A 26,165-nucleotide genomic window follows, 5' to 3' on the forward strand; every position below is an offset into this window, starting at 1 on the left:
CATTCTTTCATTACTCCGCGGGCGGGAAAGCAAGGACGGCGCTGGTGGCGCGTTCCTTGCCGTTAAGGTCAAAATGCGTGGTGACGTCGGTCCAGAGCTTCGTCCGCTTCAGCATCGTCGATATCCAGCCAGCCTGGACTTCGGCGTGTTCCATCACGAAGTAGCCGCCCGGAACCAGGAGCCGTGCTGCGGAGGCGGCGGCCGCCGTCGGCAGTTCCATGCCGTCCGCTCCCCCGCCGTAGAGTGCTTCCGGCGGATCGTGCAGCGCCACTTCCGGTTCGTTGGGGATGGCTTCGGCGGGGATGTACGGCGGGTTGGAGACGACGACGTCGAACGTTCCGTTGAGTTCCGGCAGGGCGTTCCGCAGGTCCCCCAGCAGCAGGGTGACCCCCAGCGGCCGGAGGTTCTTCGCCGCCCAGGCGTGCGCGAACTCGCTGAACTCCACCGCGAAGACTTCCGCTTCGGGAACCTCGTGTGCGATGGATCCGGCGATGGCACCGGATCCGGTGCCCAGGTCCACCACCTTGGGGCGGACCACGCCGGCACGTTCCAGTGCACGCAGCCGGTCGATGACCAGCTGCACCACGGACTCCGTCTCCGGGCGCGGAATGAACACACCAGGCCCCACTGCGAGCTGGAGGTAGCGGAAGTGCGCCACGCCGGTGATGTGCTGGAGCGGAATCCGGGTGGCGCGCTCGGCGACGAGTTCGGCGTAACCGGCCGGGGCCGAGGCATCGCCAAGCATCATGGACCGCAGCCGCCCCAGGCCCACGCCCAGCAAATGGTCGGCCAGGAGTTCGGCGTCCACCCGCGGGCTGGGGACGCCGGCCTCCGTAAGCAGCTCGGTTGCCTCCCGGACGGCCTCCGCCAGGGACTGGCCAGACAGGGATTGGGCGGGCAGCGAGTGGGCAGGCGGCTCCGGGGTGTGCTCGGACGTCATGGAATCCCCGGGCTCCTAGTCGCCGATGGCGTCCAGCCGCGCCTGCTCGTCCATCTCGATGGCGGACTGGATGACCGGCTCGAGGTCCCCATTCATGACCTGGTCAAGGTTGTAGGCCTTGTAGCCCGTCCGGTGGTCGGCAATCCGGTTTTCCGGGTAGTTGTACGTGCGGATCCGCTCAGACCGGTCCATGGTGCGGATCTGGGACTTCCGCTGCTCTGAGTTGGCGGCGTCGATCTGCTCCTGCTGATGCGCCAGGATGCGGGCACGGAGGACGCGCATGCCGGCTTCGCGGTTCTGCAGCTGGGACTTCTCGTTCTGCATGGCCACGACGATTCCGGTGGGAAGGTGCGTGATGCGGACGGCGGAGTCGGTGGTGTTGACGGACTGGCCGCCGGGACCCGAGGACCGGTACACGTCGATCTTGAGGTCGTTCTGGTTGATCTCGAGCTCTTCGGGCTCATCCACCTCGGGCAGGACCAGGACGCCGGCGGCCGAGGTGTGGATGCGGCCCTGCGATTCGGTCACGGGCACACGCTGCACACGGTGCACGCCGCCCTCGAACTTGAGCCGCGCGTAGACGCCTTCGGCGGGGTCGTTGGAGCTCCCCTTGACGGCAACCTGGACATCCTTGTAGCCGCCGAGGTCCGACTCGGTGGAGGAGATGATCTCGGTCTTCCAGCCGCGGGACTCTGCGTAGCGGGTGTACATGCGGAGCAGGTCCCCGGCGAACAGTGCCGCCTCGTCGCCGCCTTCGCCGCCCTTGACCTCGAGGATCACGTTGCGGGCATCGTCCGGGTCCCGGGGAATCAGCAGCCGCGTCAGCCGCGCCGCCGCGGCCTCCAGTGCTTCCTCAAGTTCAGGGACCTCGGCAGCAAAGTCCGGGTCCTCGGCAGCCATCTCCTTGGCAGCCGCGAGGTCATCATGCAGCGCATGCCACTTGTGGTAGGCCTCCACAATGCCGTTCAGCTGAGCAGACCGCCGCCCCAGCTTCCGCGCCAGCTTCTGGTCAGCATAAACAGCCGGATCCCCCAACTGCGCCTGGATGGAATCATGCTCATCCAACAGGCCCTGTACGGACTCAAACATTCTCAAAACCTCTTTCGACTTGTAACCAAGTCTAGTGATGACAGCAAAGCACGACGGCGGATGGTGAGCTTAACGACGAAGCCGCACGGATTTTCCGCTGGGGAATGGCAACTAAGGGTCGGGCCGAGGGCCCCGACGCGAGCTTGCGAGTGTTGGGAAGGCCCCTACCCGCTGTCGGAGCGTTGCAGCTGACGTACGCAGTACGTCAGCTGCAACGCGAAGGGGCGGGGGCGGAACATCCGCGCGGCACTCACCGCACGAACGCACCTGCGCCCGCCCCTAACTCAGCTACTTGTCGTTATCCGACTTCGCACCAAGCGTCGTCTTCTGAACCTGCATGAGGAACTCGACGTTGCTCTGGGTTTCGCGGATCTTGTTGGTCAGGAGTTCCAGGCTCTGCTGGGTCTCCAGGCCGGAGAGGACGCGGCGCAGCTTCCACATGATCTTGACCTCTTCGGCCGAGAGCAGGTTTTCTTCACGGCGGGTGCCGGAGGCGTTGACGTCCACGGCGGGGAAGATGCGCTTGTCCGCCAGCTGGCGGGACAGGCGGAGCTCCATGTTGCCGGTGCCCTTGAACTCTTCGAAGATGACCTCGTCCATCTTGGATCCGGTCTCCACGAGGGCCGTCGCCAGGATGGTCAGCGAGCCGCCGTTTTCGATGTTGCGGGCAGCACCGAAGAACCGCTTGGGCGGGTACAGCGCTGCGGAGTCCACACCACCGGACAGGATGCGGCCGGAGGCCGGGGCTGCCAGGTTGTAGGCACGGCCCAGACGGGTCATGGAGTCCAGGAGCACCACAACGTCCATGCCCATTTCCACGAGGCGCTTGGCGCGTTCGATGGAGAGCTCGGCCACGGTCGTGTGGTCGTCGGCGGGACGGTCGAAGGTGGAGGCAATGACCTCACCCTTGACGGTGCGCTGCATGTCCGTAACTTCTTCGGGACGCTCGTCAACCAGCACCATCATGAGGTGGACCTCAGGGTTGTTGGTGGTGATCGCGTTGGCGATGGACTGCAGGATGAGCGTCTTGCCGGCCTTGGGCGGGGAGACGATCAGGCCACGTTGGCCCTTGCCAATCGGGGCAACCAGGTCGATGACGCGGGGGCCGATCTTCTTGGGGTCGGTCTCGAGGCGCAGGCGCTCGGACGGGTACAGCGGGACGAGCTTGGCGAACTCCACGCGGTCCTTGAGGTCCTCGGCGGTCTTGCCGTTCACCGAGGTAACGCGGACCAACGCGTTGAACTTCTGGCGGGCGGACTGCTGGCCGCGGTCCTCGCCGTCACGCGGCGCACGGATGGCGCCAACAACGGCGTCGCCCTTGCGCAGGTTGTACTTCTTGACCTGGGCCAGGGAGACGTACACGTCGTTCGGGCCCGGCAGGTAGCCGGAGGTACGGATGAACGCATAGTTTTCGAGGACATCCAGGATGCCGGCCACCGGCAGCAGCACGTCGTCATCGGTGACCTCGACGTCGTCGACGTCGGGCCCCTGGCTGCGTCCCCGGCGGCGGTCGTTGCGGTCGCGGAACCGTTCGTTGCGGCTGCCGTCGCGGCTGTCCGAACGCTCGTTGCGGTCGTTCCGGTCGCGCCGGTTCCGCCGGTTGCGGCGGCTGCCGCCGTCGTCGTCGGCGTCGCGGTTGTCGTCACGGCGGTTATCGTCCCGCCGGGTGTCATCACGGCGGGTGTCATCACGGCGGGTGTCACGTCCGCCAGCTTCGCCGGCGTCACGGCCACCGCGGCCGCGGGCATCCCGGCGTTCGCGCTGTCCGGCTTCGCCCTCCGGTGCCTGCTCGCGTGTCTCAGCACCACGTGCTTCAGTGCCACGGGCCTCAGTGCCGCGGGTTTCAGTGCCACGGGTTTCAGTGCCACGTGCCTCAGCGCCGCGTGCCTCGGGGGCAGCCTCAGCGGGGGCAGCGGGTGCTTCGGCGGGAGCCGTTGCGGCTGCTTCGCCGCGGCGGCGGTTGCGGGTGCGCGGCTGGCGGCGCTCTGCGCCTTCTGCCTCACCGGAGACTGCACCTTCGGCCGAAGCAGCAACGGGCGCCTCGGGGGCGGACGGTGCTTCAGCGGCAGGAGCCTCGGCGGGGGTTTCCGTTGCGGGTGCGGCAACGATTCCGTCGCTCACTGCCCGGCGGCTGCGGCCGCGGCCACGTGCACGGGTTTCCTGGGCCGGAGCCTCGGCTGCTGCAGCGGCTTCCGGAGCCAAAGCTGCTGCGGCGGTATCGGCAGCCGGAGCTGCCGCGCTGGCTGCAGCGGCCTTCGCGGAGGTCCGTGCCGGCGCCTTGGTGGCGGTGGCGGACGTGCCTGCACGGTGCGCGGAAATAGCCGCCACCAGGTCGCCCTTGCGCATGCGGGATCCGCCGGAGATACCGAGCTGGCTGGCGAGGGCCTGCAGCTGGGCGAGCTTCAGGCCGGCAAGGCCGCTGCTCTTGGCGGGTGCTTCCGTCAACGATCCGGAAGCAGAAGATGATATGTCCACAGCTGGCGACAGCTCAGTGGTTTCGGTCACGAAGGATCCTTCCCCCTCGACGGCGTCCAGACTGTGAGCTGGACGCGATGATTGGATCTGGGCTGCAGTTCAGATCTGCAGCCGCGATGTTCGGCCTTGCCGGTTGGAGTTCGGCCAGCAGGGCCGGATACTGATCACCTTCAAACGCTCCGCATAGCTGGCGGGGCGGCGGACTGGCGGTTCAGGGAACAGAATCACATCTGTAGGTTCCTGGCCAGGCCAAGCAGGTGGCACCGAAAAATATCGCGCAAGTAAGAGATCGAAGCAGCAGCAGCAGATCGAAGCAGATTCTGACCCGGTGACCGGTTAAGGCCATTTTCGGAGTCGGTGACTGCACGGTCTCTTGGCTGCAGGGCCCTCTCGACTGCAGAGTCGCCGTCTGGCTGCATCAATGAATGCTGTGATGGCTCAGTGAATGCGGTGCTGACTGCGGAGACTGCATGCGGTGTTACCGCCGGTGCACTCCCACTTTAGCACCTTCGACGTCGACTGCCAGCTTCATCACACGCCAGTTGATGTCCGGAGTGTTTGCCTCGGAAAACGACGCAATGAATTCCAGAACCTCGGCGGCCTCGGCCTCGCCGTCGGCCAGGACCAGAACCGTGGGACCGGCTCCGGAGACAACGGCAGCGTGGCCGGCAGCGCGCAGGGCCCGGATAAGGGCCGCACTGGGCCGCATGGCCTCCGCGCGGTAGCTCTGGTGCAGGAAGTCCTCGGTGCCGGCGAGCAGGAATTCAGGCTTCTGCGTCAGGGCATGGATGAGGAGTGCTGCACGGCCGGAGTTCATCGCCGCCGCGTGATGGCCGATGGATGCAGGCAGCAAAGCGCGCGCTGCCTCGGTGGAGAGCTCGAAGTCCGGAACTGCCACGATCGGGATGACGGCAGCGTCCACGGTGGCGCACGTGGTGCTGTACTGGTCACTGTCCTGCCAGGACAGCGCCAGTCCGCCGTAGATCGCCGGAGCGACGTTGTCCGGGTGGCCTTCCATCTCGCTGGTCAGCTGCAGGATCCAGTTCCGGTCCTGCTGCTCCCCCGCCGGCAGCAGCGCGTTTGCGGCAGTCACGGCTGCCACCACTGCGCACGCCGACGAACCCAGGCCACGGCCGTGCGGATTGACGTTTTCCGCCGTGATCTTCAGGCCCGTGTGGCGGTAGCCCAGCCGCCCGAAGGCGGCATTCATCGCCCGGACCACCAGGTGGCTGGCGTCCCGGGGAAGAGAATCCGCACCCTCACCGCTGAGCTCAAAGACCAACTCGTCGGTGTCGAGGCTCTCCACGGTAAGGGTGTCGTGCAGCGTGAGTGCCAGCCCGAGGCTGTCATAGCCGGGACCGAGGTTGGCGCTGGTGGCCGGTACGCGGACCGTCACCTGCTGCCCGGCCTTGATGGCGGGCAGCTGGGCGGTCTGCGGCAGCATGGTTTCCACTGTTATTTGTCTTCCAGTCCCAGTTCTGCGGCAACGGTGACGACGTCGTTGGACACCTTGACGGGCTGGACATCGCTGCCGTCCTCGGTCCTGAGAGCCCACTGCGGGTCCTTGAGGCCGTGTCCGGTGACAGTGATGGCGATGGTCTTGCCGGCGGGCACCTCACCCGCGGCGTGCTTCTTGAGCAGGCCCGCCACGCCGGCAGCCGAGCCGGGCTCCACGAAGACGCCCTCACGGGACGACAGCCAGCGGTGGGCGGCCAGGATTTCTTCGTCAGTGACGGAATCGATGAATCCGCCGGACTCGTCACGGGCCGCAATGGCGCCGTCCCAGGAGGCGGGGTTGCCGATCCGGATGGCGGTGGCGATGGTGTCCGGTTCCGTGATGGGGTGGCCGGCCACGAACGGCGCGGCGCCAGCGGCCTGGAAACCCCACATGGCGGGGGTCTTGGTGGCGACGGGAGCAAGCGTACCGGCAGTTTCGGACTCGAACGGGGCTGCGTACTCCTTGTAGCCCTTCCAGTAAGCCGTGATGTTTCCTGCGTTGCCGACCGGGAGCACGTGGATGTCCGGGGCGTCGCCCAGGGCGTCGACGATCTCGAAGGCGCCGGTCTTCTGGCCCTGGATGCGGGCCGGGTTCACGGAGTTGACCAGGAAAACCGGGTAGGACTCGCCCAGCTTGCGGGCGATGTCCAGGCAGTTGTCGAAGTTGCCGTCAACCTGCAGGAGCGTGGCGCCGTGCGCGATGGCCTGGCTCAGCTTGCCCATGGAGATCTTGCCTTCGGGCACCAGCACGGCACACGTCAGGCCGGCGGCGGTGGCGTATGCCGCGGCGGAAGCTGACGTGTTTCCGGTGGAGGCGCACACCACGGCCTTGGCCCCGGCCTCCACGGCCGCGGTCATGGCCATGGTCATGCCGCGGTCCTTGAAGGAACCGGTGGGGTTCATGCCCTCGACCTTGAGGTAGACCTCGGAGCCGGTCAGCTCGGACAGCTTCTGGGCATAGACCAGGGGCGTGCCGCCCTCGCCGAGGGTGATGACCCTGGTGGCCGCTGTGACGGGCAGACGGTCAGCGTATTCGCGGATGACACCGCGCCATTGGTGAGCCACTTAAGCTCCTTCTACCCGCAGTACGGATGTAACGGAATTGATCACGTCGAGGGCCTTCACGGCCTCGACGGTTGCTGCCAGTGCAGCTTCGCTTGCGCGGTGGGTGACGATCCGCAGCTCGGCCGATTCCACGTTGGAGTCGGCATCGCGGTGGATGGTCTGGCGCATGATTTCGATGGAGACGCCGTGCTCGGCGAACAGCTGCGCGATCTTCGCCAGCACGCCGGGCTGGTCCGCAACGTCCAGGCCGATGTAGTAGCTAGTGGTAGCCTCATCGATCGGCAGCGCCGGCACGTGGCCGGTGGTGGACTCGATGCGTCCGGGACCGCCCAGGACGATCCGGCGGGCGGCGGAGACGAGGTCGCCCAGCACGGCAGACGCCGTCGGGGTTCCGCCGGCACCCTGGCCGTAGAACATCAGCTCGCCGGCGCTCTCCGCCTCGACAAAGACAGCGTTGAAGGCACCGCGGACAGCTGCCAGCGGGTGTTCGCGCGGCAGGAGCGTCGGGTGGACGCGCACCGAAACTCCCTCGCTGCCGGCTGTTTCCGTGCCGGTGGCGGTGATTTTCTCGGCGATGGCCAGCAGCTTGATGACAAAGCCAGCTTCCTTGGCGGCGGCGATGTCGGCGGCGCTGACGCGGGTGATGCCCTCGCAGTAGACGTGCTCCAGGTCGAAGCGGGTGTGGAAGGACAGGGACGCCAGGATGGCGGCTTTGGCCGCGGCGTCGTGCCCCTCGACGTCGGCGGTCGGGTCAGCTTCGGCGTAGCCGAGCCGCTGGGCCTCGGCGAGTGCGTCGGCGAACTGTGCGCCGGTGGAGTCCATCTGGTCGAGGATGAAGTTGGTGGTGCCGTTGACGATGCCGAGCACGCGGGTGATGCGGTCACCGGAGAGGCTGTCCCGGATGGGGCGCAGGATGGGGATAGCGCCTGCGACGGCGGCTTCGTAGGACAGCTCGACGCCGGCCTTGTCCGCCTCTTCGTAGAGTGCCGGGCCGTCGGCGGCAAGCAGGGCCTTGTTGCCCGTGACCACGCTGGCGCCGTTCTGGATGGCGGAGAGGATCAGCGAGCGGGCAGGCTCGATGCCGCCCATGAGCTCGATGACAAGGTCGGCCTCTTTGACCAGGGTTTCAGCGTCGGTGGTGAAGAGGTCGCGCGGGAGGTCCACCTCGCGCTCGGCGTCGAGGTTCCGCACCGCGATGCCGGCCAGTTCCAGGTGTGCGCCGGTGCGCGGCGCCAAGGTGCCGGCGTCCTCAATCAGAATCCGCGCCACCTGAGCCCCGACGTTGCCACAGCCCAGCAGGGCCACTTTCAGGGTTCGCAATTCGGTCATTCAGGCTCCCATGTCGCGGTTCAGCAGATCTTCTTCGGTTTCCCCGCGGACAATCAGCCGGGGAGATCCGTCGCGCACAGCGACAACGCCCGGCCGGGCCAGATAGTTGTAGTTGCTTGACAGGGCCCAGCAGTAGGCGCCGGTCCCCGGTACAGCGAGCAGATCACCGGCTGCCACGTCCTCGGGCAGATATACATCTCTAACAACTATGTCGCCGCTCTCGCAATGTTTGCCCACTACGCGGGACAGCTGCGGGGCCGCTGCGGAGGTCCGCGACGCGAGAATGGCCGAATAATCCGCGTCGTACAGCACCGGACGGGCGTTGTCGCTCATGCCGCCGTCCACTGACACATAGCGGCGCGGGTGCGTAACGTTTTTAGCGGTATTTTCAGCGGCTGCGCCATCGCCGGCCGCCGGGGCGTCCACGCGGACGGTTTTCAGCGTGCCCACCTCGTACAGCGTGAAAGTACTGCTGCCCACGATTGCCCGGCCGGGCTCGATGGAAATCCGGGGTGCATTGATGCCAAGTTCGGAGCACTTGGAACGTACGACGGCGGCCATCGCCTGCGCGATGTCGGCTGCGGGCCGGGGCGTGTCCACCGGCGTGTAGGCAATGCCGTAGCCGCCGCCGAGGTCAAGCTCGGGAAGGGTGATGGAATATTTGGCCTGCACGGCAGCCAGGAAGGTCAGGAGCTTCTGGGCGGCCAGCGCAAAGCCGTCCGGCTCGAAGATCTGCGAACCGATGTGGCAGTGCAGGCCCAGCAGCTCGACGCCGTCGTAGGACGTTGCCGCGGCAACGGCTTCCTCGGCGGCTGACAGGCCTGCCTCGTCGGTCGTATCCTCCGCCATGGAGAGGCCGAATTTCTGGTCCTCGTGGGCGGTGGCGATGAACTCGTGGGTGTGGGCGTGCACGCCTGGCGTCAGCCGCAGCATGACCTTGGCGGTCTCGCCGCGGCCGGAGGCGATCTTGGCCACGCGCTCCAGCTCGTCAAGGCTGTCCACAACGATGCGGCCAAGGTTCATGTCCAGCGCCCGGTTGATCTCGGCGTCGGATTTGTTGTTGCCGTGCAGCGAAAGGTGCGCACCGTCGATGCCGGCGCGTGCGGCGACGGCAAGTTCGCCGCCGGAACAGGTGTCCAGCCGCAGGCCTTCTTCGGCCACCCACGCCGCCACTGCGGTGCAAAGGAAGGACTTGCCGGCGTAATAGACATCCACTCCCCCGCAGATGTCGGCGAAAGCGTCGTCGAAGGCATCCTTGAAGGCGCGGGCGCGCGCCCGGAAGTCCGATTCGCTCATGACGAAAAGGGGCGTGCCGAACTGTTCCTTGAGGTTGCTGACCGGAATGCCGTCAATGGCAAGTTCGCCGCCGGCGTTCCGCTCCACGCCGCCGGCCCACACGGGGGTATGGAGGGCGTTGAGGTCCGCGGGGACAGCCAGCCACTCCGGAGCCAGCGGCGAGGCAGCACTGCGGTTGCTGGTTTCCTGCACGTCGATCACATCCGTTCCGGCGCCGAAACGCCCAGCAGTTCGAGTCCGTTGGCCAGCACCTGGCTGGTGGCGTCATTGAGCCACAGCCTGGTGCGGTTGGTGTCCGTGACGGGTTCGTCGCCCATGGGCGCCACCCGGCAGGCGTCATACCAGCGGTGGTAGGCGCCGGCGATGACCTCGAGGTGCCGGGCCACGCGGTGCGGCTCGCGCAGTTCGGCTGCCTTGGCGACGATGGAGGGGTAGCTGCCCAGGTAGGACAGCAGTTCGTTCTCCGTGGCGTGGTCCAGCAGCGAGGCGTCGAAGGCGCTCCGGTCCACTCCGGCAGCCACGGCGTTGCGCGCGGTGCCGCGGGAGCGGGCGTGTGCGTACTGCACGTAGAACACCGGGTTCTCGTTGGAGTGCTTCTTGAGCAGCTCGGGGTCCAGCGTGAGCGGCGAGTCGGCCGGGAAGCGTGCCAGCGAGTAGCGGACCGCGTCCGTGCCGAGCCAGGAGATCAGGTCCTTGAGTTCAATGATGTTGCCTGCACGCTTGGAAAGCTTGGCGCCGTTGACGGAGACCAGCTGACCGATCAGGACCTCGATGTTGACCTCGGGGTCGTCGCCGGCGGCGGCGGCGATGGCCTTGAGCCGGTTGATGTAGCCGTGGTGGTCGGCTCCCAGGAGGTAGATCTTTTCCGTGTAGCCGCGGTCCTTCTTGGACAGGTAGTACGCGGCATCGGCAGCGAAATAGGTCGGTTCGCCGTTCGCGCGGATCATGACGCGGTCCTTGTCATCACCGAAGTCGGTGGTGCGCAACCAGACGGCACCGCCGTCGTCGAACACGTGGCCCTGCTCGCGAAGGCGGGCAACGGCACTTTCGATCGCACCGGCGTCGTGAAGTTCCTGCTCGGAGAAGAACACGTCGAAAGCGACCCCAAAGTCGGCCAGGGTGTCCTTGATGTCCTTGAGCTGCGCCTCGTAGGCCGCGGCCCGGATCACGGGCAGCGCCGCGGCATCCGTCAGTTCGCGGATGTCCGGGTGCCGGGTCAGGACATCGTGGCCCAGGTCGCGGATGTATTCCCCCGGATAGCCGCCCTCAGGCACGTCACGGCCACGCAGGCGGGACAGCACCGAGTTGGCGAAGACGTTCATCTGGGAGCCGGCGTCGTTGATGTAGTACTCGGCGGTGACATCTGCACCGGAGGCGCGAAGCACCCTGGCGATCGAGTCACCCAGGGCAGCCCAGCGCGTGTGGCCGATGTGCAGCGGCCCGGTGGGGTTGGCGGAGACAAACTCCATGTTGACGGTGTGGCCGGCAAGCGCAGCGTTGGTGCCGTACTCGCTGCCCGCTTCCACGATGGCCTTGGCCAGCGCTCCGGCGGCGGCAGCGTCAACCGTGATGTTAAGGAAGCCGGGACCGGCGATTTCCACACCGTCGACGCCGTTGATGTCCTTGAGCCGCGCGCTGAGCAGCGTGGCGAATTCGCGCGGGTTGGTTCCGGCCTTCTTTGCCAGCTGCAGGGCGATGTTGGTGGCCCAGTCGCCGTGCTCCCGGTTCTTCGGTCGCTCCACCAGGACGGAGTCCGGTATCGCCGCCTCGGCAAGGGCGATGTCGCCGGCGGCAACGGCGTCTTTTAGGCAGGCGGATATTGCGAGGGAGAGTTCTTCGGGAGTCACACTCCTAGACTACCGGGGAGCCCGTCGTGGCGCGGAATCCGGCGGGGGCCCGCACGGCTCCCCAGCGTCACAGCAAATAGTAGGGAAATTCACAGGAAAACCCCTTAGCCTTTACTGACCGAAGCAATTGTTGAAACATCAACACTAGAGATCAACACTGTCAGCGCTGTCCCTAAAGTGCCCGCACCACGAAAAGAGACCCCGTGAAGCCTTCAATCCGCAAGACTGTTTTCGCCGGCGTGGCCGGCCTGTCCCTCGCCGGAACGGTGGCCGGCTGCGCGCCGTCGGCCCAGCAGCCGGCCGCGCAGGAGACCGAGCCCCGGCCGGCGGCTTCCGCGGCAGCCGGTTCCTCGGCGGGCGCCGCAGCCGGCTACAAGGACGGGACGTACAGCGCCGACGGCAACTACAAGTCCCCCAACGGCACCGAGACCGTGGGCGTTCAGCTGACGCTGGCCGGCGGGACCGTGTCCGCGGTGGAGATCACCGAGCACCCGTCCAATCCCAACACCCGAAAGTTCCAGGGCCAGTTCGCCGGCGGCATTGCTGACCAGGTGGTGGGCAAGAGCCTGGATAAGATCAACGTCTCCAAGGTGGCCGGCTCCTCACTGACCAGCGGCGGCTTCAACCAGGCGGTCGAAGCGATCAAGGCGCAGGCCCTGTAGGCGGCCGCCATGCCGCATTCGGGCTGGCAGAGCTTCCGCTTTGACGGCATCGGCACCAGCTGGGAAATCTCCACTCCTGCCCCGTTGCCCCCGGGGCTGCGCAGCTCACTGCTGGCCGAAGTGGAACGCTACGACGCCACGTGGTCCAGGTTCCGCGAAGACTCCCTGGTGACGCGTATCGCCGCGGCGCCCGGACAATACGAATTGCCGCCCGAAGCCGCCGGCCTGGCCGCGCTCTACCGGCAGCTTTACACGCTCAGCGGCGGGGGCATGACGCCCCTCATCGGGGAAAGCCTTGAGCGGCTGGGCTACGATCCGCGCTATTCGCTGCAGCCCCGCGGGGAAGCCGCACCTCCCCGTGCCTGGGATGCCGTCATGGAATGGCACGGGACATCGCTGCGGACCACTGCCCCGGTGGTCCTGGATATCGGCGCGGCGGGCAAGGGCCAGCTCGTGGACCTTCTGGCCGAACAGCTAAGGAGTCACGGTGTTCCGGACTTCTTCATTGACGCCAGCGGGGACCTGCTGAACGGCAGCAATGAGAACGGCAGCACTGAGAACGGCAGTCAGGAACCGGTGCAGGTGGCGCTGGAGCATCCCTATGACGCCGCGAAGGCGATAGGAACTGTGCCGCTGGGATCCGGCGCCCTCTGCGCTTCGGCGTCGAACCGGCGGGCCTGGGGAGACGGGCTCCATCATGTCCTGGACGGCACCACCGGGGCGCCCGTCAGGACGGTGGTGGCCACGTGGGCCCGGGCGGACACGGCCATGGAGGCTGACGCCCTCGCCACCGCCCTGTTCCTGGTTCCGGCCGAGGACCTGGAACGGCATTTCCGTTTCTCCTGGCTCAAGGTATTTTCCAACGGCAGCGCGGAGTACTCCGCGGAATTCGAAGGAAGGCTGTTCACATGAGTTCAACCACCTCCCTACAGCAGGCCTCACCCGGCACCGCCCTGGACGCGTACCTGGGCCGGTTCACGATGTACAGGCTGGTGTTGCTGGTGCTTGCCGTGCTGGCTGCCTACAGCCTCCTGCTCGACGCCCTCGGCTGGCTGACCTTCGGTATTCCGAACATGCTCGCCCACCTGGCCCTCTGCCTGGGGCTGACGTACATTTCCAACCGCGCCCTGGCCGTGCTGTTCAAGGTTCAGCCGCACGGGGAATCCTCGCTGATTACCGGGCTCCTGCTTTACTTCCTGTTCTGGCCAACCCAGCTCGGCCCGGCCTTTGCGCCGATGGACCTGGCCGGGGTGGCCCTGGCCTGCGTCCTGGCGTCAGCCTCCAAGTACGCCCTCGCCTGGCGCGGCCGCCATGTATTCAACCCCGCAGCGGCCGCAGCCTTCATCACCGGGCTGACTGGCCTCAACATCGCCACGTGGTGGGCCGGCACACCTGCCATGCTCTGGCTTCTGGTCCCGGGCGTCCTGCTGGTGCTCTACCGGACCCGCAAAACGCTCATGGCTGCAGTCTTTGTCCTAGTGGCAACGGGCGTCGTGGCCGCGGTGCAAATGCCTTCCGGCGTCGACCTCGGAAGTGCCGTGTGGCAAACCATGGCGCAGGGCCCCGTGCTGTTTTTTGCCGGATTCATGCTCACCGAGCCGCTCACCCTGCCGCCCCGGCGCTGGCAGCAGCTGGCGATCGCCGCCGTCGTCGGAATCCTGCTGGCTACTCCCTTCAACCTCGGCTACCTGGCCAACTCCCCCGAACTGGCACTGCTGGCGGGCAACCTGCTGGCGTTCCTGGCGGGCCAGCGCGGCAGCGTCCGGCTGCTGTTCAGCCACTCCCGCAGCCTTACGCCGACGACGACGGAATTTGTGTTCCGCCCCCAGCGCCCGCTCCGCCACTCATCCGGCCAGTACCTGGAACTGGATCTTCCGCACCCCAAGCCGGACGGACGAGGAAGGCGCCGCGTCTTCAGCCTGACCAGCCCGCCCGACGCAAAGCATGTGACAATCGGGGTCGGCACTGCTGACCCGGTCTCCGCTGCCAAGCGCAAGCTGTTGTCCCTCAAACCCGGCGAGGAGCTCATGGCCACCACCGTGGCGGGTGACTTCGTCCTGCCCAAGGGTTCGGACCCGGTGCTGCTCATTGCCGCCGGCATCGGTATCACGCCGTATCTGGCGCACTTGTCCGGCGGGGTGGCCCGCGAGCGCGACACCGTGCTTCTGTACCTCGCCCGGAGCGCGTCGGAACTCGCCTACGCAGCCGAACTGGAGGATTGCGGCGCCCGCGTCGTTGCCCGGCTCGCCGACGGATCGGCGCCGCCGGACTTCATCGAGGACGCCGGCGCGCTGCTTGCCCCGGGCGCGCGGCTTGACGGCCACGCACTGCAGCGGCTGGTGCCGGACATCGGCCAGCGAAGGGTTTTCATCTCGGGTTCACCGGCCAGCGTCGGCTCGCTGCGGCGCGCCGCGCGGCACGCCGGCTCACGCCGTATCCACGTGGATTCATTCGCGGGATACTGATGTAGGGCACGGAAACGGGTTTCGTTTTCCGTTCCGGCCCACCTTCCTGCTAAGCTCTAGGACGTCCGGCCGGGAACGGCAGGATCCCTGGATGCCCTCGTAGCTCAGGGGATAGAGCGTCTGCCTCCGGAGCAGAAGGCCGTAGGTTCGAATCCTATCGAGGGCACAGAAGAAACCCCCGCCGCTTACTGAAAGCGGCGGGGGTTTCTGCGTCTCCAGTGCGCCTGACGCAGAATGTCAGAGGCCGTTCGTAGTGTGAGTGGCATGTTCTGTTCCATTGTTCCGCCGTACATCCTGCGCCGCCTGGCCGCCCAGAGGTCACCCCGGTTCACGGCCGTTGCCCGCGCCGCCAAGGAAGCCCTCCTTCACGTCGGGGCCGTGCATGCGGGCCGCGCGGCGGCCCCGTCGGCCCCTGCCGGCATCAGGCAACTGGAGCCCGGCCCGGTCAACAGGTCCGTCTTCGACGCGAAGTCCGGCGAGTCGCTGCCCGGGCAGGTTGTCCGGAAAGAGGGCGACGCTGCCACGGGCGACCCCGCCGTCGACGAGGCCTACGATGGCCTGGGCCGTACGCACATCCTCTACGCGGACGCCTTCGGGCGGAACTCCATCGACGGCCTGGGAATGCCGCTGAACGCCACGGTCCACTTCGGCAGGATGTACGACAACGCGTTTTGGGACGGCCAGCAGATGGTATTCGGCGACGGCGACGGGGAGGTCTTCGAGCGGTTCACGAGATCGCTCAGCGTGATTGGCCACGAGCTGGCCCACGGTGTGACGCAGTTTTCGGCCGGGCTCGCCTACCGCAACCAGGCCGGGGCCATCAACGAGTCCGTGTCCGACGTTTTCGGCGCACTTGTGGAGCAGTACTTCCGGAAGCAGACCACCGCCGAAGCGTCCTGGCTGATCGGGGAAGGGCTGTTCACCCAGCAGGTTGAAGGGTCCGCTCTGCGCTCCATGAAGGCACCGGGAACCGCGTACGACGACGACGTCCTCGGCAAGGACCCACAGCCGGACTCCATGGACTCCTACGTCCGCACGAGGGCGGACAACGGCGGGGTCCACATTAACTCCGGCATCCCGAACCGGGCGTTCTGCGTCGTCGCCCAGACCCTGGGCGGGAACGCCTGGGAAGCGCCGGGCCAGATCTGGTATGAGACCCTGACAAACGGCTCGCTGAGCCCGACCAGCACCTTCACGGCCTTTGCCAAAGCCACCGCGGCGACGGCGAAGGAACTGTTCGGCGAGGAGTCGGCAGAGCATGACGCCGTGCGCGGGGCGTGGGAGACTGTGAAGGTAAAGCTCTAACCGACGCCGGGACTGCGACAGTCCGCTTCCCGGCGGCCGCGGAAACCCGGGAACCTCGCCATGAAAATCACAGTCGAGCGCAGCGGCGGGATAGCCGCACTCACCCGTGTCTGGACGGTGCTGGCCGTCACGACCAGTGACAAGAGCCGCTGGCAGCCGCTCGTGGAAGCGTGCCCGTGGGACGCCGTCGACGACCCCCGCCAGGCCGCGGATGGGCAGCCGGACCGCTTCATGTACTCCATCCGTGCCGGCCAACGCCGCGCCACCCTGCCGGAGACGGCTGTGACCGGTCCCTGGCGGGTGCTGGTGGAGTCCACCCGGGCAGCAGCTGAAGAATCGGCCTAGCCGGCCGGGGCCATCTGGCCGCGGAAGGCCCGGCGGTAGGACTGCGGACTGGTGTCCAGCACCTTGGCGAAGTGGTGCCGAAGCAGCACGGGATGGCCGAAGCCTGACTGCCGCGCCACCTCGTCAATGTTCAGTTCCGTGGACTCCAGGAGCTCCTGGGCGCGCAGGACCCGCTGGGAATTGAGCCACGCAGCCGGGGTGGCTCCAGTTTCAGCACGGAACCGCCGGGCAAAGGTGCGCGGCGACATGTGCACGCGGGCGGCCAGCTCCTGGACGGGATGCTCCTCGTCGAGGTTCGCCACCATCCACCGGAGGAGTTCCTCCATGGGCTGGGAGCCGCACTCGGGCATCGGCCGGTCGATGAACTGGGCCTGGCCACCATCGCGGTGCGGCGGAACCACCATGTCCCTGGCAATGGCGGCAGCCACGGCCGCCCCAAACTCGATCCTCACCAGATGCAGGCAGGCGTCGATGCCCGCCGCGGTACCGGCGCTGGAGATGATCCGCCCGTCCTGGACGTAGAGGACGTTCTCGTCCACCAGGACTTTGGGGTACTGGGCGGCCAGCTCTTCCGAGTAATGCCAGTGCGTGGTGCACCGGCGTCCGTCGAGGATCCCGGCCCGCGCCAGCGCAAACGCGCCGGAGCAGATCGACATCACCCAGGCACCCCGGCTGTGCGCCGCCCGGAGGGCATCGAGCACGGATTCCGGAACATCTTCCTCCCGGCCGTAGGGCGCCATGATCACCAGGTCGGCATCGGCGGCGGCTTCCAGACCGAGGCCGACGTTCATGGTGAGGCCGGATTTCAGCGGAACTTCCCCGGGCACCGGAGTGCAGACGCGGAAGTCGAACTGCGGCACGCCTGTTCCCCGGTCCGAACGGTCGATGCCAAACACCTCAAAAGCGGTACCGAACTCGAAGATCGAGAAGTTGGGAACCGCGATGATTGCCACTGATTTGAGCATGTTTCCAGTATGGCAGAAATTTGTACTTTTTAGGCATTTCTGCCACTTCTTTCGCTACTTGCAGGGGAGAACCATGGAGACATGGAAATCTTCGGAATCGCCCTTCTTGTCCTGGTCCTCGTTGCAGCTGCCGCCACGGTCGGCGCCATTCTGCGGGACGGGCGCGGCCATACCCCTCCCGAACACTCGGTCCGGGACTGGTCCGCACTGGACCTGCCCAGCAGCAACTACACCATGCGCATCTTCTAGCGGCGCATGGCCCCCCGTTCCCTGGCCGCCCACAACTTCCTTCCACACGAAAACATCGCCCACCCAGAACCACAGTCCCCACCAACACCAAGGACCCGGCGTACGCCGGGTCCTTTTACGCGGCAGTAGACTTGTGGGAGCCATGACTTTTCACATCTCCTACCCCGCCGAGCTGCCGGTTTCCGAGCGCCGCGAGGACCTGATGGCCGCGATTGCCGCCAACCAGGTGACCATCATTGCCGGTGAGACCGGCTCCGGAAAGACCACCCAGATTCCCAAGATGTGCTTGGAGCTGGGCCTGGGTGACAACGGCCTGATCGGCCACACCCAGCCGCGGCGGCTGGCAGCCCGCACGGTGGCCGAGCGCATCGCCTCCGAACTCGGCGTCGACATCGGGCAGGAAGTGGGCTTCCAAGTCCGCTTCACCGGCGAGGTGAGCAGGTCCACCAAGGTCAAACTGATGACCGACGGCATCCTGCTGGCCGAAATCCAGCGCGACAAGCTGCTCCGCAAGTACAACGCGATCATCATCGATGAGGCGCACGAACGAAGCCTGAACATCGACTTCATCCTCGGCTACCTCAAGCGGATCCTGCCGCAGCGCCTGGACCTGAAGGTGATCATCACCTCCGCAACCATCGACCCCGAACGCTTTGCGAAGCACTTCGGCTCTGACGAGGAACCGGCACCGATCGTTGAGGTCTCCGGGAGGACGTTCCCGGTGGAGATCCGTTACCGGCCGCTCTCCCAGCCGGCGGGCGGCCCGTCGGGCGACGACGAAGACAACTCGTCCGACGATGAACTCGAGGAAGACCGGGATCCGCTGGACGCGGTGTGCGACGCCGTCGACGAACTCGCCCTCGAAGCCCCGGGCGACATCCTCATCTTCTTCTCCGGCGAGCGCGAGATCCGGGACGCCGCGGACGCCCTGAACGCCAGAATCCAGTCCAACCGGCGGCTGGCCGGCACCGAAGTGCTGCCGCTGTTCGCACGGCTGAGCCTGCAGGAACAGCACCGGGTGTTCAATCCGGGCAGCAAGCGGAGGATCGTGCTGGCCACCAACGTGGCCGAGACCTCCCTCACCGTTCCCGGCATCAAGTACGTCATCGACACCGGCACCGCGCGCATCTCGCGCTATTCGCACCGCACCAAGGTGCAGCGGCTGCCCATCGAACGGGTGTCCCAGGCGTCGGCCAACCAGCGCTCGGGACGCTGTGGCCGCGTGTCGGACGGCATCGCCATCCGGCTCTACTCCGAGGAGGACTTCGAGTCCCGGCCGCTCTACACCGATCCGGAAATCCTGCGCACCAACCTGGCCGCGGTCATCCTGCAGATGACTGCCATGGGTGTCGCCCGCGGGCCCAAGGACATTGAAAACTTCCCGTTCGTGGAGCCGCCGGACTCGCGCGCCATTAACGACGGCGTGACCCTCCTTCGGGAGCTCGGCGCCTTGAGTGCGCCGCAGGCAGCAACTAGTGCGCCGCAGGCAGCCACTGGCGCTCCCCCGGCGGTCAACGCCGAAAACGGCAAAGGTGGCGGCCGCAACGGCGGCGGCGGGCTTACCGCCGTCGGACATAAGCTTGCCCAGCTTCCGGTGGATCCGCGGCTCGGACGCATGATTGTTGAGGCCGGCCAGCGCGGCTGCGTCCGCGAAGTCATGATCCTGGCGGCGGCGCTCACCATTCAGGACCCCCGCGAGCGTCCAACGGACAAGCAGCAGCTGGCGGCCGAGAAGCACGCCCGCTTCCGCGACGAGAACTCAGACTTCACCGGGTACCTGAACCTCTGGAACTACATCCACGAGAAGCAGCAGGAGCTGTCCTCCACCCAGTTCCGCCGCTTGTGCCGCAACGAATTCATCAACTACCTGCGCGTGCGCGAGTGGCAGGACCTGTTTACGCAGCTCCGGCAATTGGCCCGGCCGCTGGGCATCAGCCTGGACAATAGGCGCCAGGCCGATGCTGTGGGCAACCACGAGGGCATCCACATCAGCCTTCTCTCCGGCCTGCTAAGCCATATCGGCATCCTCGACGAACGCAAGCGGGAATATGCCGGCGCCCGCGGAACCCGCTTTGCCATCTTCCCCGGCTCGGCGCTGTTCAAGAAGTCGCCTACGTTTGTCATGGCCGCCGAGCTCGTGGAAACAAGCCGGCTGTGGGCCCGGGTGGCCTCAAAATTCGAGCCGGTCTGGGCCGAGCAGGTGGCGCCGCACCTGATCAAGCGCAGCTACAGCGAACCCCACTGGTCCACCAAGATGGGCGCCGTGATGGCGTATGAAAAGGTCACCCTCTACGGTGTACCCATCATCGCCCAGCGCCGGATCAACTTCGGCAGGGTCGATCCCGTCCTTGCCCGTGAGCTGTTCATCAGGCATGCGCTGGTCCAGGGCGAATGGAAGACACACCACAAGTTCTTCCACCGCAACCGGGCCCTGCTGCAGGAAGTGGAGGAACTCGAAGCGCGGATGCGCCGCCGGGACCTCCTGGTGGACGACGAAACGCTCTTCGAGTTCTATGACGCGCGGGTTGGCAAGGACGTCGTCTCGGAACGGCACTTCGACAAGTGGTGGAAGGACGCCCGGCAGCAGAATCACACGCTTCTGGACTTCGACGAGGCCCTGCTTCTGAGCGAGGACGCCGAGGCGCTGGACGAGTCCGCGTACCCGAAGACGTGGCTGCACAAGGGGTTCGAACTGCCCCTGAGCTATGAATTCCATCCCGTGGCGCCCGGCTCGACGCCCAACCCGTCCGACGGCGTTACAGCGGAAGTTCCGGTCCTCTTCCTGAACCAGCTGGAAGACGCACCCTTCCGTTGGCTGATCCCCGGCCAGCGCGTGGAACTGGTGACTGCGCTGATCAAATCGCTGCCGAAGCAGGTCCGCAAGAGTTTCGTTCCTGCCCCCGACGTCGCCCGGCAGGCAGTGGCGGCGCTGGAAGCCGATTTCGACCCCGCCGAGGACGAGCTGGAGAGCTCGCTTGAGCTTGTCCTGCGCCGCCTCAAGGGACAGGTCATCCCGCCCGGGTCCTGGAACTGGGAGGCCGTTCCGCCGCACCTGCGGGTGAGCTTCAAGGTAGTGGACACCCGCGGCAAAGTCCTGGACGAGGGCAAGGACCTGGAAGCGCTGCAGGAGCGGCTGGCGCCGGCCACCCGCCGGGCCATCGCGGAGTCGCTAGGCGCAACTCCGGCCACCGCCGGCCCGCGGTCCGCGAAGAAGGGCCAGCAGCAGGGGGCCGCGCAGGACGCGCGGGCACAGGACACACGGGCACAGGACGTTCGGGCACAGGGCGGCCGTCCGCAGCCGCACGCCGGGTTCACGGAGCAGTCCGGCCTGACCGAGTGGCGGTTCGGCGCCATTCAGCGGGAAGCCAGCGTCACCGTCAAAGGCCATACCGTCACCGGATTTCCCGCGCTGGTGGATGAAGGAAAGTCTGTGGGCCTGCGCGTCTTCCAGACAGCCTCGGAGCAGCAGGAAGCCATGCGGGGCGGTGTCATCCGACTCCTCGCACTGCGTGTGCCAGCGCCTGACCGCTATGTCCTGGAGCACCTGAACAACACCGAGAAGCTGACGTTCAGCCAAAACCCGCACGGGTCCGTCTCGGCCCTGATCGCGGACTGCGTCCTGGCTGCGGTGGACAAGCTGACCCCCGCGGAACTCCCCTGGGACCAGGCAGCGTTCGACGCCTTGTTTGAGCACGTCCGGGCGGAGCTGATAGACACCGTCTTCAGTGTTACCGCTGTGGTGGAGCGCATCCTCGCGAGCACGCGCCGGATCCAAAAGCAGCTCAAGGGCACCTCGAGCCTGGCGCTCATCAGCGCACTCAACGATGTCCGCAGCCAGCTTGAACAGCTGGTCTTCCCCGGCTTCGTGGCCCGTACGGGCTACGCCCAGCTGAGCCAGCTCCCCCGCTACCTCACCGCCATCGAAAAACGCCTCGAAAAGCTGCCCGGCAACGTGCAGCGCGATGCGCTCAACATGGCGGCGGTCCAGCAGCTGGAGGACGATTACGACGACGCCGTGTCGGCTCTGCTGCCCAGCCGCCGGGCAGGTGCCGAGCTGACACAGGTGCGCTGGATGATCGAGGAGCTTCGGGTGAGCCTCTTCGCCGTCGAACTCGGCACAGCCTATTCCGTGTCCGAGAAGCGGATCCGGACGGCGTTGAACAAGGTGCTCGCGGCATAGCGTCAGCCGGGTACACCAGCCAGGAATTTCCCGTTCGACGGCGCTGCTGCCGCGGCTTGGGTTGTCCGCCCGCCCCTGCACCCAACTGGGTAGCACTTCACGGCGTTCCCAAGGCCGGGAACGCCCTGAAGTGCTACCTGGTTTTGTTCTCAGGCATAGCCGAAAAAACTTCTTGGATCCCGCCCGCATCCGGCGCCCTGTCGGCCCTTTATTGTCGGTCCCCCTTGGCAGACTGTGTCCATGGAAGGGTTCGGGAATTCAGCACTGACAGCAGCGGCGCCGCGCGTGGTTCTGCACGCTGCCGCGGTTCCTGACGCCTTTATTGCAGACGCCGTTTTTCCTCTTGCCGCGTTCCCCGAGGATGCGTTCCGGGACGACGCCGTTCCCTCCGATGGGTTCGCGGACGACGGGCTTCCGTATGACGATGACCCCCACGCCGCGTATCCGGCATCGTTGCCTGAGGATCCGTTTCCGGAGGTTCTGTTTGCCGACCGTGCTTTCGACGAGGGCCTCTTCGACGACCACCTTTTGGACGACGGCATTCTTAGGGGCAGCGTTCCCTCCGGCGCTGCTGCATCCCCCGGGCCGGTTTTTCCCGGCAGCTGACCTCACCGCTGGCAATGCCGGGCTGATCGACCAAGTCCGAGCGTACGAGAACGTCAAGTGCTGGGCCGCCGGGCAACAGGCGCGGCTTTCTGTGACCTTCGAGGCCAGGCTCCGCCAGGAATCCATTGACAGTGCGCCCCTCGCTCCGGAGGACCTGGGCAAGGGCCGCGGCAAAGAGCAGGGCCTGGGCGCGGCCGAGCAGATCGCGCTGGCCCGGGGCGAATCCCCAAACCGCGGGCGCCGGCTCCTCGGCACAGCCAAGGCCCTGACACAGATGCCACACGCCCTGGCCGCACTGGACACCAGGGCAGCTGAACGAAGAGCGGGTCATGCACGTCGCGAAAGAGACCGCCTGCCTGAGTCCGGCGGACCGGTCTGCCGTCGACGAGGAACTCGCCGCCGACACCGGCACTTTCACCGGAGCCGGGACGCGGGCCATGGTGGCAGCCGTGAGGGCCGCCGCCATCCGCAGGGACCCCCGCTCCGTCGCCCAGCGGGCAAGCCCATGCCGCCTCGGAGCGCAGGGTGAGCCTGCGCCCGGCCCGGACTGCATGACGTATCTGACGGCGCTGCTGCCGGTCCACGAGGGTGTCGCGGTCCTCGCGGCGCTGACCCGGAACGCCGATTCCCTCCACGCCGCCGGAGACCCGCGCTCCCGCGACCAGATCAAAGCCGACACCCTGGTCGAGTGGACCACCGGCACGCCCGGAGGCATCACCGGCATCGAGCTTAACGTCGTCATGACCGACCGCACCCTCCTCCAGGGCGACAGCGACCCCGCCCGGATTCCCGGCTACGGTACCGTTTCCGGAGACTGGGCCCGGAACCTGATGAGCACCGAACAGGCCAAGGGAGTTGAGGAGCTGAAGACCTGGGTCCGGCGGCTCTACACCGCGCCCGGGACCGGTGACCTGGTGGCCATGGACTCGCGGCGGCCTCTGTTCCCGGCACCACTGCGCCGCTTCATCCAACTCCGCGACGACACCTGCCGCACCCCCTACTGCGACGCACCGATCCGCCACCACGACCACATCATCCCCTGGCACGACGACGGCCCCACCTCGTTGAGTAACGGCGCGGGACTGTGCGAAGCCTGCAACCACACCAAAGAACTCCCCGGCTGGAAAGCCCAACCCAGGCCGGGCCCGAGGCACACCATCGAACTGACCACACCCACCGGCCACACCTACCGCTCCACGGCGCCTCCGTTGCCGGGATCTGGACAGTCCCGAGCCGACGTACGCGAAAGGCACGTATCCGAGCATCCCGGCCCGGCCCCGTAACCAACCGGGCGCGCCGTGCCGCAGCCTAGCCTTCCGGAACGAACTCCCCGTAGCCTGCGTCACGGAGGCCTGCGCGCAGCTTCTCGGCATTGGCGTCCAGCCGCGCCGGATCGGGGTTATGCTCGGCCGTGGCGAAGTTGTACTCCGCCATGCTGTTGGACGGCCACACGTGCACGTGCATGTGGTTGATTTCGTAACCGGCCACAATGAGCCCTGCCCGGGCTGCCCCGAACGTGTCCACCTGCACCGCGCCGATGCGCCGCGCCACCTCCATGACCCTGGCCAGGGTCTCGGGCGAGGCGTCCGTCCAGCGGTCAACTTCCTCGGTCGGCACGACCAGCGTGTGCCCGTCAGCAAGCGGACCCATGGTCAGGAACGCGGACACGTCCGGTTCGCGCCACACAAACCGGCCAGGGATCTCCCCGTTGAGAATCTTGGTGAACAGCGTGCTCATGCGTCAGCCCTTTCCGACGGTTCCTGCAGTGTGGATGCATCCAGGACAAAACGGTACTTCACATCTCCTGCGACCATCCGGTCATAGGCGGCGTTGAGTTGCTCGGCGCCGACCAGTTCGATGTCCGAGACGACTCCGTGCTCGGCGCAGAAGTCGAGCATCTCCTGCGTCTCGGCGATGCCCCCGATCAAGGAACCGGCGTACGAGATCCGCCGCCGGATCAGTGCCCCGGGATTGACAGGCGGCATGGCGTCGGAGGGCAGACCCAGCTGGAACAGGGCCCCGTCCCGGCGCAGGGTCCGGAAGAACGGGTTGAGGTCGTGCGGTGCTGCCACCGTATCGATGATGACGTCGATGCTCCGGTTCTCAGCGGCCATCGCTTCCTCATCGCGGGAAAGCACTACTGCGTCAGCGCCGAGTTCCAGCGCCGCCGACACCTTGGATTCAGAGGTGGTGAAGACCTTGACCTCGGCTCCCATGGCTTTGGCCAGCTTGACGGCCATGTGGCCCAGGCCGCCCAGGCCCACGACGCCGACCACATGGCCCGCCCGGACACCGAAGTGGCGCAGCGGCGAGAACGTGGTGATGCCTGCACAGAGCAGCGGGGCAGCCGCTGCAGGGTCCAGGCTTTCCGGGACCCGCAGGACGTACCGCCGGTCCACCACCACCGACGTGGAGTAACCGCCCTGGGTGACCGCGTCCCCGTTCCTGGCGTCTTTGGCTCCGTACGTCCCGGTCAGGCCGCGTTCGCAGTACTGCTCCAGCCCCTCGAGGCAGCTCCCGCATTCCCGGCAGGAGTCCACCATGCAGCCCACACCCACGCGGTCTCCCGGCTGAAAGTCCAACACACCAGAACCGACGCGGCTGACCCTGCCCACAATCTCGTGGCCGGGAACGAGCGGGTAGTTCGGGGAGCCCCACTCCCCGCGGGTGGCGTGAACGTCCGAGTGGCACAGCCCGCAGAACTCGATAGCAATTTCGACGTCGTCGGCTTTGGGCGCCCGGCGGGCTACCGTCAGCCCGACCAGGCCGCTGGTGGCGGATGACGCGCCGCGGGCGGCAGCAAGGCGTCCGCCAAGGGGTTCGGCGGCGGTCTCTTCCAGCGGAATTCGCAGGTTCAGCGGCGGGGGCACGGGGCGTCCAGGAGTCATAGGGCGACGCTACCGCGGCTCCCCGGTGAGTTCCAATTACCGGTTCACTCCGTATCCGGGCGGGCCCCGATACTCACTTTCCCGGATCGGCGCCCGTCGCCACCTGGCGGGAGGCGTCGTTGGACCATTCGGAGAAGGAACCGGGGAACAGCACGGCACTGAATCCGGCGATTTCCAGGGCCGCTATCTGGTGCGAGGCCGTCACGCCGCTGCCGCAATAGACGGCGGTGGCCGTCTTTGCGTCGACCCCAAGGCCCGCGAAGCGCTGCCGCAGCGTCTCCGCCGGGAGGAAGCGGCCGTCGTCGTCGAGGTTCCCGGTGGTGGGTGCGCTGACTGCGCCGGGAATGTGGCCGGCCCGGGGGTCCACCGGTTCGACTTCCCCGCGATACCGTTCCCCGGCGCGCGCATCCAGCAGCACGCCTCCCGCTGCCCAGTCTGCGGCTCCGTCGGCGTCGGTCACCGGCATGCTGCCGTCGGCGAGCGCTACGTCTCCGGTATCCGGCTCCACTGCCCCGCCCTCCACAGGCAAACCTGCCGTACGCCAGGCGGCAAGGCCGCCGTCGAGCAGGTAAACGGTGCGCACGCCGGCATTCCGGAGCATCCACCACGCACGGGCAGCGGAGGTGTTGCCGGCATCGTCGTAGGCGACCACGACGTCGCCGTCGCGAATTCCCCAGGACCGTGCCGCTTCCTGGAAGCGGGCCGGCGAAGGCAAGGGGTGGCGCCCGCGGCCGGGATCCGCCGGGTCCGCCAGCTGGGTGGGCAGGTCCACATACACCGCGCCCGGAATGTGCCCCGTCAGGTAATGGCTGTAGCCCTCCGGATCCCCGAGCGCCCAGCGGACATCGAGCACCACGGTGCGCTGGCCGGAGTCCATCCGGGCATTCAGCCCGGCCACGTCAATGAGGGTGTCCATCTGTCTCCTTGGGTTTGCACCAACTCTAGCCCCGGCTGTCCGCCCC

The 26,165-nt window shown here is 66.9% G+C and carries 20 protein-coding genes, 1 tRNA gene and 1 pseudogene; 10 read left to right on the forward strand and 12 right to left on the reverse strand.

Annotation, left to right across the window (positions count from 1 at the left end; genetic code table 11):
• Positions 1-10: 10 nt before the first annotated feature.
• The 8 genes from prmC to argS all read right to left on the reverse strand — a co-directional run bounded on the left by prmC (position 11) and on the right by argS (position 11,538).
• Positions 11-940: a peptide chain release factor N(5)-glutamine methyltransferase gene (gene prmC, locus ACTHQX_RS00780; RefSeq protein WP_440155180.1), complete on the reverse strand. Its 930-nt coding sequence runs from the start codon at positions 938-940 to the stop codon at positions 11-13.
• A gap of 15 nt (positions 941-955) precedes the next feature.
• A complete protein-coding gene (gene prfA, locus ACTHQX_RS00785; RefSeq protein WP_236803983.1) occupies positions 956-2,029 on the reverse strand; it encodes a peptide chain release factor 1 in 1,074 nt (357 codons plus the stop codon).
• 288 nt (positions 2,030-2,317) lie between these two features.
• Positions 2,318-4,534: a transcription termination factor Rho gene (rho, locus tag ACTHQX_RS00790; protein WP_440155182.1), complete on the reverse strand. Its 2,217-nt coding sequence runs from the start codon at positions 4,532-4,534 to the stop codon at positions 2,318-2,320.
• Positions 4,535-4,982: 448 nt separating this feature from the next.
• Complete coding sequence (gene thrB, locus ACTHQX_RS00795; protein WP_236803990.1) at positions 4,983-5,948, reverse strand: homoserine kinase; 966 nt, start codon at positions 5,946-5,948, stop codon at positions 4,983-4,985.
• 11 nt (positions 5,949-5,959) lie between these two features.
• Positions 5,960-7,066 carry a threonine synthase gene (gene thrC / locus ACTHQX_RS00800; RefSeq protein WP_236803992.1) on the reverse strand — a complete coding sequence of 369 codons (1,107 nt, stop codon included), beginning with the start codon at positions 7,064-7,066 and terminating at the stop codon, positions 5,960-5,962.
• Positions 7,067-8,395 (reverse strand): homoserine dehydrogenase, encoded by a 1,329-nt coding sequence (locus tag ACTHQX_RS00805; RefSeq protein WP_440155185.1) that lies wholly within the window; start codon positions 8,393-8,395, stop codon positions 7,067-7,069. It abuts the gene before it with no gap.
• Positions 8,396-9,883, reverse strand: a complete 1,488-nt coding sequence (gene lysA, locus ACTHQX_RS00810) for a diaminopimelate decarboxylase (protein WP_440155186.1) — start codon at positions 9,881-9,883, stop codon at positions 8,396-8,398.
• 5 nt (positions 9,884-9,888) lie between these two features.
• Positions 9,889-11,538 (reverse strand): arginine--tRNA ligase, encoded by a 1,650-nt coding sequence (argS, locus tag ACTHQX_RS00815; protein WP_440155188.1) that lies wholly within the window; start codon positions 11,536-11,538, stop codon positions 9,889-9,891.
• A 203-nt stretch (positions 11,539-11,741) separates the two neighbouring features.
• Here argS and ACTHQX_RS00820 point away from each other — a divergent pair, with 203 nt between their 5' ends.
• The 6 genes from ACTHQX_RS00820 (at position 11,742) to ACTHQX_RS00845 (ending at position 16,315) form a co-directional block, all read left to right on the forward strand.
• Positions 11,742-12,200: an FMN-binding protein gene (locus tag ACTHQX_RS00820; protein WP_440155189.1), complete on the forward strand. Its 459-nt coding sequence runs from the start codon at positions 11,742-11,744 to the stop codon at positions 12,198-12,200.
• Positions 12,201-12,209: 9 nt separating this feature from the next.
• A complete protein-coding gene (locus ACTHQX_RS00825) occupies positions 12,210-13,112 on the forward strand; it encodes an FAD:protein FMN transferase (protein WP_440155191.1) in 903 nt (300 codons plus the stop codon).
• Positions 13,109-14,665, forward strand: a complete 1,557-nt coding sequence (locus tag ACTHQX_RS00830; protein WP_440155192.1) for a ferredoxin--NADP reductase — start codon at positions 13,109-13,111, stop codon at positions 14,663-14,665. The genes ACTHQX_RS00825 and ACTHQX_RS00830 overlap by 4 nt, the downstream gene beginning before the upstream one ends.
• 93 nt (positions 14,666-14,758) lie before the next feature.
• A tRNA-Arg gene (locus tag ACTHQX_RS00835) sits at positions 14,759-14,831 on the forward strand.
• A gap of 98 nt (positions 14,832-14,929) precedes the next feature.
• A complete protein-coding gene (locus ACTHQX_RS00840) occupies positions 14,930-15,970 on the forward strand; it encodes a M4 family metallopeptidase (protein ID WP_440155194.1) in 1,041 nt (346 codons plus the stop codon).
• A gap of 60 nt (positions 15,971-16,030) precedes the next feature.
• The gene (locus ACTHQX_RS00845; protein WP_111905874.1) at positions 16,031-16,315 is read left to right on the forward strand and encodes a protealysin inhibitor emfourin; all 285 of its coding nucleotides are present in this window, start codon (positions 16,031-16,033) and stop codon (positions 16,313-16,315) included.
• Here ACTHQX_RS00845 and ACTHQX_RS00850 read toward each other — a convergent pair.
• Positions 16,312-17,280 (reverse strand): GlxA family transcriptional regulator, encoded by a 969-nt coding sequence (locus ACTHQX_RS00850; RefSeq protein ID WP_111905873.1) that lies wholly within the window; start codon positions 17,278-17,280, stop codon positions 16,312-16,314. The two genes, ACTHQX_RS00845 and ACTHQX_RS00850, sit on opposite strands and share 4 nt — an antisense overlap.
• An 81-nt stretch (positions 17,281-17,361) precedes the next feature.
• On the opposite strand from ACTHQX_RS00850, the gene ACTHQX_RS00855 reads away from it, so the two are divergent.
• The 4 genes and pseudogenes from ACTHQX_RS00855 to ACTHQX_RS00870 all read left to right on the forward strand — a co-directional run bounded on the left by ACTHQX_RS00855 (position 17,362) and on the right by ACTHQX_RS00870 (position 23,598).
• On the forward strand, positions 17,362-17,529 hold the full coding sequence (locus ACTHQX_RS00855; RefSeq protein WP_003804817.1) for a hypothetical protein: 168 nt from the start codon (positions 17,362-17,364) through the stop codon (positions 17,527-17,529).
• 142 nt (positions 17,530-17,671) lie between these two features.
• Positions 17,672-21,709 (forward strand): ATP-dependent RNA helicase HrpA, encoded by a 4,038-nt coding sequence (hrpA, locus tag ACTHQX_RS00860; RefSeq protein WP_440155196.1) that lies wholly within the window; start codon positions 17,672-17,674, stop codon positions 21,707-21,709.
• 240 nt (positions 21,710-21,949) lie between these two features.
• On the forward strand, positions 21,950-22,315 hold the full coding sequence (locus tag ACTHQX_RS00865; protein WP_440155197.1) for a hypothetical protein: 366 nt from the start codon (positions 21,950-21,952) through the stop codon (positions 22,313-22,315).
• Positions 22,278-23,598: pseudogene (locus ACTHQX_RS00870) on the forward strand (HNH endonuclease). Before ACTHQX_RS00865 ends, ACTHQX_RS00870 begins: the two are co-directional and overlap by 38 nt.
• A gap of 25 nt (positions 23,599-23,623) precedes the next feature.
• On the opposite strand, the gene ACTHQX_RS00875 reads toward ACTHQX_RS00870, so the two are convergent.
• The 3 genes from ACTHQX_RS00875 to ACTHQX_RS00885 all read right to left on the reverse strand — a co-directional run bounded on the left by ACTHQX_RS00875 (position 23,624) and on the right by ACTHQX_RS00885 (position 26,119).
• On the reverse strand, positions 23,624-24,052 hold the full coding sequence (locus ACTHQX_RS00875) for an HIT family protein (protein ID WP_440155199.1): 429 nt from the start codon (positions 24,050-24,052) through the stop codon (positions 23,624-23,626).
• Positions 24,049-25,203, reverse strand: coding sequence for an NAD(P)-dependent alcohol dehydrogenase (locus ACTHQX_RS00880; RefSeq protein ID WP_440155201.1), 1,155 nt, complete (start codon positions 25,201-25,203; stop codon positions 24,049-24,051). The genes ACTHQX_RS00875 and ACTHQX_RS00880 overlap by 4 nt, the downstream gene beginning before the upstream one ends.
• Positions 25,204-25,276: 73 nt before the next feature.
• Positions 25,277-26,119: a sulfurtransferase gene (locus tag ACTHQX_RS00885; protein WP_440155203.1), complete on the reverse strand. Its 843-nt coding sequence runs from the start codon at positions 26,117-26,119 to the stop codon at positions 25,277-25,279.
• Between the last annotated feature and the right edge of the window lie 46 nt (positions 26,120-26,165).

Origin of the sequence: Arthrobacter sp. SAFR-023, from assembly GCF_051965295.1 — a bacterium.
Classification (GTDB): Bacteria; Actinomycetota; Actinomycetes; order Actinomycetales; family Micrococcaceae; genus Arthrobacter.